Consider the following 13,570-nt stretch of genomic DNA (forward strand, 5'->3'; position numbering starts at 1 on the left):
GTTCTCCCTGGCGACCCGGCCTACCAAGTATCGCAACACCGGTATGTTGAGGAGTCGTGACCACCGCCGTGACGGCCCTGCCCGACATCCTCGACCCGATGTACTGGCTGGGCTCGGGCGGAGTCTTCGGCTCCGCGGTGCTACCCGGCATCCTGGTCATCGTCTTCATCGAGACGGGGCTGCTGTTTCCGCTGCTCCCCGGCGAGTCGCTGCTGTTCACCGGCGGGCTGCTGGCGGCGCACCCGAACCCGCCGGCCAGCATCTGGGTGCTCGCCCCCGCGGTCGCGACGGTCGCGGTGCTCGGCGACCAGACCGGGTACTTCATCGGGCGGCGGATCGGGCCGGCGCTGTTCAAGAAGGAAGACTCCCGGTTCTTCAAGAAGCACTACGTGACCGAGTCGCACGCGTTCTTCGAGAAGTACGGCCCCTGGGCGGTCATCCTGGCCCGGTTCGCGCCGTTCGTGCGGACGTTCGTCCCGGTGGTCGCGGGGGTGTCGTACATGCGCTACCCGGTGTTCCTCGGGTTCGACATCGTCGGGGGCGTCGCCTGGGGCGGCGGCGCGACGCTGGCCGGCTACTTCCTGGGCACCGTGCCGTTCGTGCACCAGAACCTGGAAAAGATCATCCTGGCCATCCTGTGTGTCTCGCTGATGCCCGCGTTCATCGCCGCGTGGCGGGGCTACCGGGGCCGGCGCCGCGCGGCGCGCGCGGCCGACCGGGAGCCCGACTCAGACCCGGCTTCTGCGGTACGCAACGAAAGCGTCTAGCAGCTCCGGGCTGTCGATCGAACTCCGCTGCACCGCCTCGCCGGGGGCCGCCCCCAGCAGGATCCGCTTGATCGGGATCTCCAGCCGCTTGCCGGTCAGCGTGCGCGGGATGCCCGGAACCTCCAGCACGTCGTCGGGCACGTGCCGCGGGGAGGCGTGCCGGCGGATCGAGGCCACGATCCGGCCGCGCAGCTCGTCGTCCAGGCTCACGCCCTCGGCCAGCGCCACGAACAGCGGCATCCAGTACCCGCCGTCGTCCTGCTCGACGCCGACCACCAGGCAGTCGCGCACCTCGGGCATGCCCTCGACCGCGTTGTAGATCTCGGCGCTGCCCATCCGCACGCCCATCCGGTTCAAGGTGGCGTCCGAACGGCCGTGCACCACAGCGGATCCGCGGTCGGTGATGGTGATCCAATCCCCGTGGCACCACACGCCCGGGTACTTGTCGAAGTACGCGCCGCGGTAGCGGCTGCCGTCGTCGTCGTTCCAGAAGAACACCGGCATCGACGGCATCGGCTTGGTGATCACCAGCTCGCCCTCGCGCCCGATCACGGGTTCGTTTGGGCCAACCCAGGATTCGATCGCCGCTCCCAGGCAGATGGACGACAGCTCGCCGGCCCGGATCGGCACGATCGGGCAGCCGCCGATGAAGGCCGTGCAGACGTCGGTGCCGCCGCTCATCGAGACCACCGGCACCGGGCGGCCCAGCCCCTCGTGCACCCAGCGGAAGCCCGACGCCGGCAGCGGCGAACCCGTCGACCCCACGGTGCGCACCGCATCCAGCCGGTAGGACGCGCCGGGCCTCAGCTGCTCCTTGGCGCAAGCCAACAGGTAGCCCGCCCCGGCGCCGAGCACGGTGACGCCGGCGTCGGCGGCGACCCGCCACAGGCCGTCGGTGCTCGGATGCGTCGGGCTGCCGTCGTAGAGCACGATGGTGGTGTCGACCATCAGCCCGGACACCAGCAGGTTCCACATCATCCAACTGGTGGACGAGTACCACAGGAACCGGTCGCCGGGGTGCAGGTCCAGCTGCAGGCTCAAATACTTCAGGTGCTCGAGCGCGGCGCCGCCGTGGCCGTGCACGATGCCCTTCGGCTTTCCGGTGGTTCCCGACGAGAACATCACCCACAGCGGGTGGGCGAACGGTACCGGCGTAATGTCCAGCGCCGCATCCGATTCCACCGCCGCGGCCCACGGGACCGCGTTGCCCGGCAGGTCCAGCCCGAGCCGCGGCACCACCACGGTGGCCCGCAGCGTCGGCATGGCGGCCCGGATCGCGTCGATCTCCGAGCGGCGATCGATGCGCTTGCCGCCGTACACCGAGCCGTCGGTGGCCACCAGCACCAGCGGCGCCACCTGGCCCAGCCTGGCGATCACGCCGTCGACGGCGACGTCCTGGTTGCACACCGCCCAGACCGCGCCCACGGCGGCCGCGGCCAGCGCGGCGACGACGGCCTCACCGACGTTGGGCAGGTATCCGACGACGGCGTCGCCCGGCCGCACGCCGGCCCCGCGCAAATACGCCGCGAACGCCGCGGTCTCGCGCCGCAGCCGCTCCCACGACCACTCGCTGGCGCCGTCCTCGCCGACGACGATCAGCGCGGGCCGCTCGTCGGTCGCGTGCCGGAACACCTCGGTGGCGTAGTTGAGGGTGGCGCCGGGAAACCACTGCGCACCGGGCATGGCGCGCTCCCCGAGCACCGCGGTGGGCGGGCTCTCGGCCCGGATGTCGAAGAAGTGCCAGACGGCGTCCCAGAACCAGTCGATGTCGTCGACGGACTTGCGCCACAGCGCGTGGTAGTCGCCGTAGTGGCCGCGGCCCGTCTCGGCCAGCCAGGCCATGAAACGGGTGAGGTTGGCCGCGGCCAGGGTGTCATCGTCGGGGGTCCAGCTGCCGGGTTCGCTCATTTCGCCTCGCTCACGGCGGTGACGTTACATGCGGCCTCCATCAGCATCCACCCGGAGAGCTGCACCGAGAGGTCGCGTTCGGCGATCGCCGACGAGTTGACGGCGCCCCCGATGAACTGCGCCTCCTGGCCGCCCTCGCTGACTTCGGTGGGCAGCTCGGCGTCGCGGTCCCAGAACGCCCCGAACAGGGGCAGCCCGTCGACCGTCTGCCGGTTCTCCCACGCCGATTTCGCGCTGGCCAGCACGATGGTGCGGGCGGTGTCGCGGGCCACCGCGTCGTCCGCGGAGTCGCCGGGCAGCGTGGTGGCGACCAGCGCGAGGTATCGCGCCGTGACGCCGCCGAACAGGCCGCCGTCGCCGCCGCCGGCGCCGCGCAGCACCCCCGACGGCGCCATGTGCTCGCCGACGGCCGCGACCAGCCGATGCACCCGCGCCGCGTGCCGGGCCCGCACCTCGGCGCCGGTGCGCGCGGCGAGCTCGGTTTCCAGGCCCAGCACCACGCCCTGGCAGTAGGTGTACTGCGCCCGGACCAGCGAGCCGGCCTTGATGCCGTCGAACACCAGGTGCGTCTCGGGGTCGATCAGGGTGCGGTCGATCCAGTCGGCCATCTGCTCGGCCCGCTTGAGCCGATCGCCGTAACGCGCCAGGAAGATGCCCGCCGGCCCGTTGGCCGGGGCGTTGAAGAACTGGTCCTGCTTGCGCCACGGGATGCCGCCGCCGTCCTCGGGCACCCATGCGTCGACGAATTGGTCGGCGAGCGTGGTCAGCGCGCGCCGCCGCGTGACGCCGGCGATCCGGTGGGCGCGTTCCAGCGCCAGCGCCAGCCACGCCATGTCGTCGTAGTAGCTGTTGGTCCACCGCACGTTGTTGCGCAGCCGGTGCGAGCGGACCTGCCGGGTGATCCTGGCGTGGCGGCCGGGCTGCGGATCGCGTAGCTGCGCGTCCACCAGGCAATCCAGCAGGTGCGCCTGCCACCAGTAGTGCCAGGTGCCGAACGACCGGTCCCGCCGCGTTGCCGGCCAGGCCACCACCCCCAGCTGCGTTCCCGGCAGCCCCCACAGCCGCTTCAGGTGTCGTTGCGCGACAGCGGCTTCGGAGCTGGCCGCCCGGTTTGCCCACAGCTGATCCATACCTGTCGATCCTGCCCCATGCCCGCGACGCGAGGATGCTGGAGCCCGTGACCAACTTGACCGTCAACGGGCGCCGCTGTGAGGTCGACACCGAGGACGACACCCCGCTGCTGTACGCGCTGCGCAACCACCTGGGACTGAAGGGCACGCGGTTCGGCTGCGGGGTGGGGCTGTGCGGCGCGTGCTTCGTGCTGGTCGACGGCCGGCCCGTCTACTCCTGCGACACGCCGCTGTGGTCGGTCGCGGGCAAGTCGATCCGCACGGTCGAAGGGCTCGGCTCCGGCGGGGAGCCCCACCCGGTGGCCCGGGAGCTGATCGCCGGGCAGGCGGCGCAGTGCGGGTACTGCATGTCGGGCATCGTGGTGGCGGCCGCGGCGCTGCTGGACGCCAACCCCGACCCGACCGAGGCCGAGGTCCGCGCCGCGCTGGACCCCAACCTGTGCCGGTGCGGCTCGCACAACCGGGTGGTGGCGGCGGTGCTGCGCGCCGCCTCAAAGATGCGGGGGGCCCGCTGATGTCTGAGTTGCCTGAGCCGCCTGAGCTGATTGAGCTGCCGGAGTCGCTGACGGCCAATCCCGTTCTGGGGCAATGGGTCCGGATCACCGCCGACGGCGTGGTTCAGGTGCGCTCGGGCAAGGTGGAGCTGGGCCAGGGCGTGCTGACGGCGCTGGCGCAGATCGCGGCCGAGGAGCTCGACGTCGGCGTCGACCGGGTGCGGATGATCGCGGCGGCCACCGACCGCAGCCCCGACGAAGGGTTCACCGCCGGCAGCCGGTCGATCCAGCAGTCGGGCGCGGCGCTGCGCCAGGTGTGCGCCGAGGCCCGCGCGATCTACCTCGACGCCGCGGCGGCCAAGCTGGCGGTGGCGCCCGACGACCTCGACGTCGCCGACGGCGAGATCACCGGGCCGGGCGGGTTGGCCACCAGCTACTGGGAGCTCGCCGACGACACGCTGCTGGACCGGCCGGCGACCGGGAAGGCGGCGCCCAAACCCGGGTCGGACTACGCGGTCGTCGGCACCGCCCTTCAGCGAATCGACCTGCCCGACAAGCTGACCGGCCGACCCCGCTACCTGCACGACCTGGTGCTGGACGGCCAGCTGTACGGGCGGGTGGTGCGCCCGCCGTCGCGCGGCGCGGCGCTGCGCGGGCTGGACACCGGGCCCGCGCTGGCGCTGCCGGGCGTGATCACCGTGGTGCGCGACGGCGAGTTCCTCGGCGTGGTGGCCGACCGCGAGGAGGTCGCGGTCCGCGCGGCCGAGCGGCTGCGCCGCGACGCCGCCTGGGACGAGCGCCCGACGCTGCCCGACGAAAACGACCTGCCCGGGTTTCTGTTGGCGGCGGCGGCGGAGACGACGGTGCTGGCCTCCAAAGAGGCTGCGGCGCCGGTTAATTCGACACGGTCGCATTCGGCCCGCTACCACCGGCCGTACCTGGCGCACGGGTCGATCGGCCCGTCGGCCGCGGCGGCACGCTGGTCCGGAGACGGCCGCCTGGAGGTCTGGTCGCACAGCCAGGGCGTGCACGCGCTGGGGCGGGAACTGGCTGCCGCGCTTGGTCTTTCGGCCGATCGGGTGGTGGTGCGCCACGTCGAGGGGGCGGGGTGCTACGGGCACAACGGCGCCGACGACGTCGCGATGGACGCGGCGCTGCTGGCGCGGGCGGTGCCCGGCCGGCCGGTGCACGTGGTGTGGTCGCGCCCCGACGAGCTGGCGTGGGCGCCGTTCGGCCCCGCGGCCGTCGTCGAGATGTCCGCCGACTGCGGTGCCGACGGAACCGTGCTGGGCTGGCGCCACGAGATCTACAGCGGCAGCTACATGGGCCGCCCGGGGACGACGCCGACGAGCGCGCTGCTGGCGGCCAGCCACCGCGCCGGCGGGGAGCCGATTCGCGCCGGCGGTGAGCCGCCCGCGCAATGGGGCGGCGGGACCGGTCGAAACTCGGTGCCGGGCTACGACTTTCCGTCCTATCGGGTGGTCAACCACCTGCTGAAAGAGATGCCGCTGCGCACCTCGGCGCTGCGTTCGCTGGGCGCGTTCGTCAACATCTTTGCCGCCGAGTCGTTCATGGACGAGCTGGCGGCGGCCGCGGGCCGCGACCCGGTCGAGTTCCGGCTGGCGCACCTGTCGGACCCGCGCGGGCGGGCGGTGCTGCGGGCGGCGGCGTCGCGGGCCGGGTGGACGGACCGGGCGCCACGGGACGCGGTCGGCCACGGCGTCGGGTATGCGCGGTACAAGAACCTGGCCGCCTACTGCGCGGTGGTCGCGGAGGTGGAGGCGCTCGAGGAGGTCCGGGTGCGCCGGCTGGTCGTCGCGGTGGACGCGGGCCTGATCGTCAATCCCGACGGCGCGGCCAACCAGATCGAGGGCGGCGCCGTGCAGGCCACCAGCTGGACGCTCAAGGAACGGGTGCGCTTCGACCGCTTCAACGTCACCAGCGACACCTGGGAGACCTACCGGATCCTGCGGTTCTCCGAGGTGCCCGCGGTCGAGGTGGAACTCGTTGGCGCGCGGGACAATCCGTCGCTGGGCGTCGGCGAGTGCGCCCAGGGACCGACGGCCGCCGCGATCGCCAACGCGGTCTACGACGCGCTCGGCGTGCGGGTACGGTCACTTCCGCTGACCGCCGAGCAGCTCATCGCAGCGATGCCGGACTAGCCAGGGCGACAAGCAGCTCGCGCAGCCCGCTCAGCGAGTTCGCCGGCAAGAACAGGTCGCAATACGGCAGGGCCGCGGCCATCGAGCCGGCCAGTGGTTCGAATTCCCTCTGCGCCGCACGGGGATTCAGCCACACCAGCAGTGCGGCGCGGCGCCGCAGCCTGGCCATCGCGCGGCCGAGCGCATCGGGCGGGTCGGCGTCCCAGCCGTCCGAGGCGATGATCACCACCGCCCCGCGCAGCGCGTTGCCGTGCGGCGCGGCGAGCAGCGCACCGAGGCTGCGGCCGATGAACGTGCCGCCGTACCGGTCGGTGACCTTCGCGTTGGCCTTCCGCAGCGCCACCTCGGCCGAGCGGTGCGAGAGCACCGAGGTCAGCCGGGTCAGCGACGTCGAGAACGCGAAGACCTCGGGCCTCGCGCCCCCGCGCCGCAGCGCCGCCGCCCGCATCAAATGCAGATAGATCGCCGCGTACGGCTGCATGGAGCGGCTCACGTCGCAGGCCAAGACCACCCGCCGGGGCCGGCGGCGGGGCCGCGTGCGCGCCAATTTGAGCGATTCCCAGCCGGTTTCGCGCGAGGCGCGCATCGTGGCGCGCAGGTCGATGCGCTTGCCGCCCGCGCTGGGCTCCAACCGCATGCTGCGCCGCCGCGGCCAGCGCGCGGCGCTGGCCTCCAGCCAGGAGCCGAGCAAGCGGAGGTCGTCCGCGTCGAAGCGGTCGAACGGCTCGTCGGCGCGCGCGGCGATCCGGCCGGGCAGCGGATCGGGCAGCACAACTCCCGTTTCCTCGGCCGCGTCCCGGCCGGTGGACGCGCGGGTGGCCCAGGGCAGTCGTCCTGCGCCCGCGTTCGGCGGGCCCCCCGCGGGGCGCGGCGTGCCGGCCGCCGGCGCCTTGGGGCCCGGCAGGGGCAGCACCGGGGCTGGGCTCGTCGCGCCGTCGGGCCGGGCCGCGCCGAACGCCGCCTGAAAAACCGCGTCGAAGGCCCCGAGGTCTTCCATCCGGTTGACCAGGGTCAGCCGCGCCGCCCAATACAACGCCGACGTCGTGTCGGGCACCAGCTGCCGCAGCGCCCGCACGAAGTCCGCCGGGCCATTGGCCGACACCTGCACCCCCGCGCCGCGCAGGCGCGCCACCACTGCGGCCGCGAACGCCGCCATATCCACGCCCCGCAACAGCAGTGGGGTGCTCACGGCGCTAACGCCTCCGGCGCAACACCCAGATCAGCACCAGCACGGCGAGCGCCGCGACCGCCGCCGCGCCGTACTTCTTGAGCCGGTCGCCGCCGGCCAGGTCGAGCAGGTCGATGGGTTCGGGCTCGGCGGCCGCGTGCCGCGGCCCGGGCGCGGATTCGGTCGTCGTCGGGGCGGCGGGGGCCGCCGGGGTGGGTGCTTTCTTGGCGGCCAGCTCGGCCTCGAGCGATTCCACGAACTGGCCCAACAGCTTCTCCGAAACCTGTTGCAGCATGCCGCTGCCGAACTGGGCCAGCTTGCCGACGATTTTCAGGTCCGTGTCGACGGTGACGCTGGTGCGGTCCCCGTCCGCCTTCAACTGGGCGGTGACCGTGGCGGCCGCGTTGCCGGTGCCGCGTGACTCCTTGCCCGTGCCGTCGATGACCGCGCGATGCTGGTCGCGGTCCAGCTCGACGAAGTGCACCCTGCCGCTGAACTCGCTGGTCACCGGCCCCACCTTGACCTTTACCTTGCCCAGGTAGTCGTCGCCCTCGCGGCCGGTCAGCTGGGCGCCGGGCATCAGCGGGATCACCTGCTCCAGGTCGCACAGCACGTCCCAGGCCTGATCGATGGGCGCGCTGACGGTGAACTGGTTGGCGATCTTCATGCGGCGAGTCCTCTCAGGTGCGGCTGTATTCGGAAAACGCGTCCCGAATCAGGCTACGGTCGTCCGGAGTCTTGGCCAGCGCCCCCAGGCTGGCGACGGCCTCCGGGTCGACGAGATCGGCGACGCCGAGTGACACCAGCGCGGCGACCCAGTCGATCGTCTCGGCCACGCCCGGCGGCTTGTCCAGGTCGAGGTCGCGGACGCGGCCGATGAACCGCGTCGCGTGCTCGATCAGCGGCGCCGTCGCGCCGGGAACCGTCCGGCGGACGATCGCGGCGGCCCGGGCCGGCTCCGGGTAGTCGATCCAGTGATACAGGCAGCGGCGGCGCAGCGCGTCGTGCAGGTCGCGGCTGCGGTTGGAGGTCAGCACGGCCACCGGCGGCCGCTCGGCGACGAAGGTGCCCAGCTCGGGCACGGTGACGGCGGATTCCCCGAGGAATTCCAGCAGCAGGGCCTCGAATTCGTCGTCGGCGCGGTCGATTTCGTCGATCAGCAGCACCGGTGGGGCCGGGCCGCGGTGCCGCACGCAACGCAGGATGGGGCGGTCGATCAGGTATCGCTCGGTGTAGAGGTCCGCCTCTTCGATGCCCCTGCCGCCGGCTTCGGCCAGCCTGATGGACAGCAACTGGCGCTGGTAGTTCCAGTCGTACAGCGCCTCGCTGGCGGTCAGTCCTTCGTAGCACTGTAGTCGCACCAATTCGGTATCGCACACCGCCGCAAGGGTTTTCGCGGCCGTGGTCTTGCCGACGCCGGGTTCGCCCTCCAGCAGCAGCGGCCGGCCGAGCGTGACCACCAGGTAGATCGCCGACGCGGTTCCCGTGTCGAGCAGGTAGTCGTGCGCGTCGAAGCGCGCGACGACGTCGTCGACGCCCGAAAACGGGGCCGGGCGCGTCATGACGACGCCACCAGCCGGCGGTAGTCGTCCCACGTGTCGACGTCGGGCGGGATCCGGCCGTCGACGGCGAGCTCGCGCACCCCGCGCCGGCCCGATTCCACCAGCTTCCACACCGCCTTGTCGCCGCGCAGTTCGCGCAGATCGCCGAACACGCTGCGGCCCAACCAGAACGGATGCCCGAGGCCGTCGTCGTAGCGGCACACCGCGATGTCGGCGCCCGGTCCCTCGGCGATCAGTCGGTGCAGCGTGGCCGGCCGCACGCCGGGCTGATCGCCGAGCATCAGCACGATCCCGCCGGACCGCGGATCGACCCGGTCCAGCGCGGCCCGCAGCGAGGCCGCGCACCCGGTCGCCGCGTCGTCGACGGACACCACGTCGGCCCCGTCGAGGCGCACCGCGGCGCGCACCGCGCGGGCCGCCGCGCCGAGGGTGACGATGAGCTGGTCGAACCCCGCGCCGCGGGCCACCCCGAGGGTGGCGCCCAAGAGCGTCGTATCCCGGTATGGCAGCAGCTGTTTGGGGGCTCCGAGCCTGCGCGAACCGCCGGCCGCCAGCACGACACCGGTGACGGTCATGCGCCAGCTTTCCCGGCGGCGAGCGCCGCGCGGCACCCGGGGCCGCAGAACCAGTAATCGGCGCCGGCCACCCGGAGGTGCTCGGTGTCGGGCCCGATGGTCACCGACATGCCGCACACCGGATCGACCGCCCCGGAAGCCGGGCGCTGCGGCGCGGCGACGGCGCGGCGCAGGCCGCCGCCGCGGATGCCGGCGATGAGCTCGGCGGCGATCGAGACCGCGATCTCCGCGGGGGTCTTGGCCCCGATGGCCAGCCCGACCGGGGTGTGCACCCGGGACCGCTCGTCGTCGGACAGCTCGAGTTGGCCCAGGACGGCGGCGCCGCGTACCTTGCTGGCGACCAGGCCGACGTACCCGACGCCGTGATCGAGTGCGGCGCGGATGATTTCGGCCTCCGGCCCGCCGTGGCTGGCGATCACCACCGCCGTGGCTTCGCCGACGTCGGTGCCGCGGCGGACGTCGTAGCCCAATACCCCGCACAGCTGGGCCAGCGCCTCGGCGATCGGGCTGGCCCCGTGGATCTCGATCAGCGGCGCCGGCAGCTGCGGGGTCAAGAAGATCTCCAGCGATCCGCCGGACAGGCACGGGTTGACGACGACGCAGGCGCCGGGCGCCTCGGGAAAATGCACGTCGCCGTCGGGAAGCACCCGCAGCAGCACGCTCTCGCCCGCCTGCAGAGCGCCGAGCGCCGCCTTGCGGACGGAGTTTTGGGCGCACTGGCCGCCGACGAAGCCCTCGATGGTGCCGTCCGCCAACAGGATTGCCTCGTCGCCCGGGTAGGACGAGGTGGGCGGCTGGGCGCGCACCACGGTCGCGCGCACGAACGGCGTCCGTGCCGCCAACAGCTCCTGTGCGCGCTCACTGATCGTGCTGTGCTCGATTGCGCCGCTTTTCCTCATCGCTCGTTACTCGCTCTGCATCGTCGCGACGCCTAAATCGGCGGCCTCGCCCTGCCCTGCATGGCCTCCCACACCCGCGACGGCGTCAGCGGCATGTCGGCGTGTCGAACCCCGAACGGCGCCAACGCATCCACCACCGCGTTCACCACGGCCGGGGGCGAACCCACGGTGGCCGATTCGCCGATGCCCTTCGCGCCGATCGGGTGATGCGGCGACGGCGTCACGGTGTGGCCGGTCTCGAGGTGTGGCACCTCGACCGCGGTCGGGATGAGGTAATCCATCAGCGACCCGCCCAGGCAGTTGCCGTCGGAGTCGAAGGCGATCATCTCCATCAACGCCATCCCGATGCCGTCGACGATGCCGCCGTGCACCTGGCCCTCGATGATCATCGGGTTGATGCGCGTGCCGCAGTCGTCGACGGCCAAAAACCGCCGCACCTTGACCACCGCGGTGCCCGGATCCACGTCCACCACACAGAAATACGCGCCGTAGGGATAGGTGAGATTTGACGGGTTGTAACAGACCTCGGCGTCCAGCCCGCCCTCGATGCCGTCGGGCAGGTCGCCGGCCCCGTGCGCGCGCATCGCGATGTCGGCGATCGTCACCGACGCCGACGGGTCGCCCTTGACCCTGAACGTGCCCTTCTCCCACTCGAGGTCGGCCACCGAAACCTCGAGCATGCCCGAGGCGATGATCTTCGCCTTGTCGCGCACCTTGCGGGCGACCAGCGCAGCGGCCCCGCCCGACACCGGCGTCGACCGGCTGCCGTAGGTGCCGAGCCCGAACGGGGTCTGGTCGGTGTCGCCGTGGACCACCTCGATGTCGTCGGGCGGGATGCCCAGCTCCTCGGCGACGATCTGGGCGAACGTCGTCTCGTGGCCCTGGCCCTGGCTCTGAACCGACAGCCGCACAACGGCTTTGCCCGTCGGATGCACCCGAAGCTCGCACCCGTCGGCCATGCCGAGGCCGAGGATGTCCATGTCCTTGCGCGGGCCGGCGCCGACCGCCTCGGTGAAAAAGGCCATCCCGATGCCCATCAGCTCGCCGCGCGCCCGCCGCTCCTTCTGCTCGGCCCGCAGCGCGTCGTAGCCGATCATGTCCATGGCCTTGCGCATGGTGGCCTCGTAGTCACCCGAGTCGTAGGTCCAGCCGGTCTTGCTCTGGTACGGGAACTGCTCGGGCCGCAGCAGGTTTCGCAGCCGCAGCTCGGCCGGGTCCATCTTGAGCTCGAAGGCCAGGCAGTCGACCAGTCGCTCGACGAAGTACACCGCCTCGGTGATCCGGAACGAGCACGCGTAGGCCACCCCGCCGGGCGCCTTGTTGGTGTATACGGCGGTCATGTGGCAGTAGGCGGCCTCCAGGTCGTAGCTGCCGGTGAACACGCCGAAGAAGCCGGCCGGGTATTTCGTCGGCGCCGCCTGGCCGTTGAACGCGCCGTGGTCGGCGAGCACGTTGGACCGGATCGCCAGGATCCTGCCGTCTTTGGTGGCCGCGATCTCGCCGACCATGATGTAGTCGCGGGCGAAGCTGGTGGACGTCAGGTTTTCGCTGCGGTCCTCCATCCATTTCACCGGCTTGCCCAGCAGCAGCGAGCCGACGATCGCGCAGACGTAGCCCGGGTAGATCGGCACCTTGTTGCCGAACCCGCCGCCGATGTCGGGCGAGATCACCCGGATCTTGTGTTCGGGCAGGCCGGCGACCAACGCGTACAGGGTGCGGTGCGCGTGCGGCGCCTGCGAGGTGGTCCACAGCGTGAGCTTGCCGGTCACCGGGTCCAAATCGGCGACCGCGCCGCAGGTTTCCATGGGCGCGGGGTGCACGCGCGGGTAGACGATCTCCTGCTTGACGACGACGTCGGCGCGCGCGAACGCCGCCTCGGTGGCGGCCGCGTCGCCGGTCTCCCAGTCGAAGATGTGGTTGTCTTTCTTGTTCTCGAGGTCGGTGCGGATCACCGGGGCGGACGGGTCGAGCGCCCGGCGGACGTCGACGACGGGGTCCAGCGGGTCGTAGTCGACGTCGATCAGCTCCAGCGCGTCGCGGGCCGAATAGCGGTCCTCGGCGACGACGAACGCCACCTCCTGGCCCTGGAACCGCACCTTGTCGGTGGCCAGGACGGCCTGCACGTCGTTGGACAGCGTCGGCATCCAGGCCAGGCCCTTGTCGGCCAGGTCCGCGCCCGTCACCACCGCCTTGACCTTCGGATGCGCAAGGGCCGCGGTCACATCGATGCCGGCGATGCGGGCGTGCGCGTAGGGCGAACGCAGGATGGCCAGGTGCAGCATGCCCGGCAGCGCGACGTCGTCGACGTAGGTGCCGCGGCCCCGGATGAAGCGCGGGTCCTCCTTGCGCAGCATCCGGCCGTGGCCGCACGGCTTTTGGTCGTTGTCGGCCGTGTCTTCGGGTGAGGGAGGGCGGGATTCGATGGTCGTCATGAGCTGGCCGCCTCTGTTGGGTGCCGCGCCGCCCACTGGATGGAGCGCACGATCGTGGTGTATCCGGTGCAGCGGCAGATCTGCCCCGAGATCGCCTCCCGGATGGTGTCCTCGTCGGGGTTGGGGTCGCGGTCCAGCAGGGCGCGGGCGGTGATCATCATGCCCGGCGTGCAGAAGCCGCATTGCAGACCGTGGCAGCGCATGAACCCTTCCTGAATCGGGTCGAGCCGGCCGTCAACCGCGAGCCCCTCGACGGTCCGGACGCTGTGCCCCGACGCCATCACGGCCAGCATCGTGCAGGACTTCACCGGCACGCCGTCCACGTCGACCACGCACGTCCCGCAGTTGCTGGTGTCGCAGCCCCAGTGGGTTCCGGTGAGCCGCAACTGATCCCGCAAGAAATGCACCAGCAGGGTCCGGGGCTCGACCTCGGCGATCACCTGCTCGCCGTTGACCGTCATGTTCACCTGCAT

The 13,570-nt window shown here is 71.9% G+C and carries 11 protein-coding genes and 1 pseudogene; 3 read left to right on the top strand and 9 right to left on the bottom strand.

Features of this window, described 5'->3' with window-relative positions; genetic code table 11:
* The first annotated feature begins 56 nt into the window (after window positions 1-56).
* Window positions 57-767 (top strand): VTT domain-containing protein, encoded by a 711-nt coding sequence (locus AWC19_RS14850; RefSeq protein WP_085078824.1) that lies wholly within the window; start codon window positions 57-59, stop codon window positions 765-767.
* Here the strand turns inward: AWC19_RS14850 and AWC19_RS14855 are convergent.
* Together AWC19_RS14855 and AWC19_RS14860 are read right to left on the bottom strand one after the other, a co-directional pair.
* On the bottom strand, window positions 729-2,675 hold the full coding sequence (locus tag AWC19_RS14855) for an acetoacetate--CoA ligase (protein WP_085078825.1): 1,947 nt from the start codon (window positions 2,673-2,675) through the stop codon (window positions 729-731). The two genes, AWC19_RS14850 and AWC19_RS14855, sit on opposite strands and share 39 nt — an antisense overlap.
* A complete protein-coding gene (locus AWC19_RS14860) occupies window positions 2,672-3,805 on the bottom strand; it encodes a glycoside hydrolase family 76 protein (RefSeq protein ID WP_085078826.1) in 1,134 nt (377 codons plus the stop codon). Before AWC19_RS14860 ends, AWC19_RS14855 begins: the two co-directional genes overlap by 4 nt.
* Window positions 3,806-3,852: 47 nt before the next feature.
* Between AWC19_RS14860 and AWC19_RS14865 the strand changes: the two genes are divergently transcribed.
* A complete protein-coding gene (locus tag AWC19_RS14865) occupies window positions 3,853-4,320 on the top strand; it encodes a (2Fe-2S)-binding protein (RefSeq protein WP_211284929.1) in 468 nt (155 codons plus the stop codon).
* Entirely contained in the window at window positions 4,320-6,461 is a 2,142-nt protein-coding gene (locus tag AWC19_RS14870) for a xanthine dehydrogenase family protein molybdopterin-binding subunit (protein WP_085078828.1), read from the top strand. The genes AWC19_RS14865 and AWC19_RS14870 overlap by 1 nt, the downstream gene beginning before the upstream one ends.
* On the opposite strand, the gene AWC19_RS14875 is transcribed toward AWC19_RS14870, so the two are convergent.
* From AWC19_RS14875 to AWC19_RS14905, 7 genes and pseudogenes are all read right to left on the bottom strand, one after another.
* Window positions 6,439-7,650, bottom strand: a complete 1,212-nt coding sequence (locus tag AWC19_RS14875) for a vWA domain-containing protein (protein WP_085078829.1) — start codon at window positions 7,648-7,650, stop codon at window positions 6,439-6,441. The genes AWC19_RS14870 and AWC19_RS14875 overlap by 23 nt on opposite strands.
* A gap of 4 nt (window positions 7,651-7,654) precedes the next feature.
* Window positions 7,655-8,296, bottom strand: a complete 642-nt coding sequence (locus tag AWC19_RS14880) for an SRPBCC family protein (RefSeq protein WP_085078830.1) — start codon at window positions 8,294-8,296, stop codon at window positions 7,655-7,657.
* Window positions 8,297-8,309: 13 nt separating this feature from the next.
* On the bottom strand, window positions 8,310-9,191 hold the full coding sequence (locus AWC19_RS14885) for an AAA family ATPase (protein ID WP_085078831.1): 882 nt from the start codon (window positions 9,189-9,191) through the stop codon (window positions 8,310-8,312).
* Window positions 9,188-9,766 carry a nucleotidyltransferase family protein gene (locus tag AWC19_RS14890; RefSeq protein ID WP_085078861.1) on the bottom strand — a complete coding sequence of 193 codons (579 nt, stop codon included), beginning with the start codon at window positions 9,764-9,766 and terminating at the stop codon, window positions 9,188-9,190. The genes AWC19_RS14885 and AWC19_RS14890 overlap by 4 nt, the downstream gene beginning before the upstream one ends.
* Before the next feature lie 167 nt (window positions 9,767-9,933).
* Window positions 9,934-10,665 (bottom strand): annotated as a pseudogene (locus tag AWC19_RS14895) (XdhC family protein); the annotation flags it as partial.
* Window positions 10,666-10,697: 32 nt separating this feature from the next.
* Window positions 10,698-13,097: an aerobic carbon-monoxide dehydrogenase large subunit gene (locus tag AWC19_RS14900; protein WP_085078862.1), complete on the bottom strand. Its 2,400-nt coding sequence runs from the start codon at window positions 13,095-13,097 to the stop codon at window positions 10,698-10,700.
* Window positions 13,094-13,570 carry a (2Fe-2S)-binding protein gene (locus AWC19_RS14905; protein ID WP_085078833.1) on the bottom strand — a complete coding sequence of 159 codons (477 nt, stop codon included), beginning with the start codon at window positions 13,568-13,570 and terminating at the stop codon, window positions 13,094-13,096. Before AWC19_RS14905 ends, AWC19_RS14900 begins: the two co-directional genes overlap by 4 nt.

This window comes from Mycobacterium palustre, from assembly GCF_002101785.1.
GTDB classification, from domain to species: domain Bacteria; phylum Actinomycetota; class Actinomycetes; order Mycobacteriales; family Mycobacteriaceae; genus Mycobacterium; species Mycobacterium palustre.

Coding starts and splice junctions, on each gene's coding strand:
- AWC19_RS14900 (WP_085078862.1), bottom strand. CDS start 13,097: ATGACGACCATCGAATCCCGCCCTCCCTCACCCGAAGACACGGCCGAC.
- AWC19_RS14860 (WP_085078826.1), bottom strand. CDS start 3,805: ATGGATCAGCTGTGGGCAAACCGGGCGGCCAGCTCCGAAGCCGCTGTC.
- AWC19_RS14905 (WP_085078833.1), bottom strand. CDS start 13,570: ATGCAGGTGAACATGACGGTCAACGGCGAGCAGGTGATCGCCGAGGTC.
- AWC19_RS14880 (WP_085078830.1), bottom strand. CDS start 8,296: ATGAAGATCGCCAACCAGTTCACCGTCAGCGCGCCCATCGATCAGGCC.
- AWC19_RS14855 (WP_085078825.1), bottom strand. CDS start 2,675: ATGAGCGAACCCGGCAGCTGGACCCCCGACGATGACACCCTGGCCGCG.
- AWC19_RS14870 (WP_085078828.1), top strand. CDS start 4,320: ATGTCTGAGTTGCCTGAGCCGCCTGAGCTGATTGAGCTGCCGGAGTCG.
- AWC19_RS14890 (WP_085078861.1), bottom strand. CDS start 9,766: ATGACCGTCACCGGTGTCGTGCTGGCGGCCGGCGGTTCGCGCAGGCTC.
- AWC19_RS14885 (WP_085078831.1), bottom strand. CDS start 9,191: ATGACGCGCCCGGCCCCGTTTTCGGGCGTCGACGACGTCGTCGCGCGC.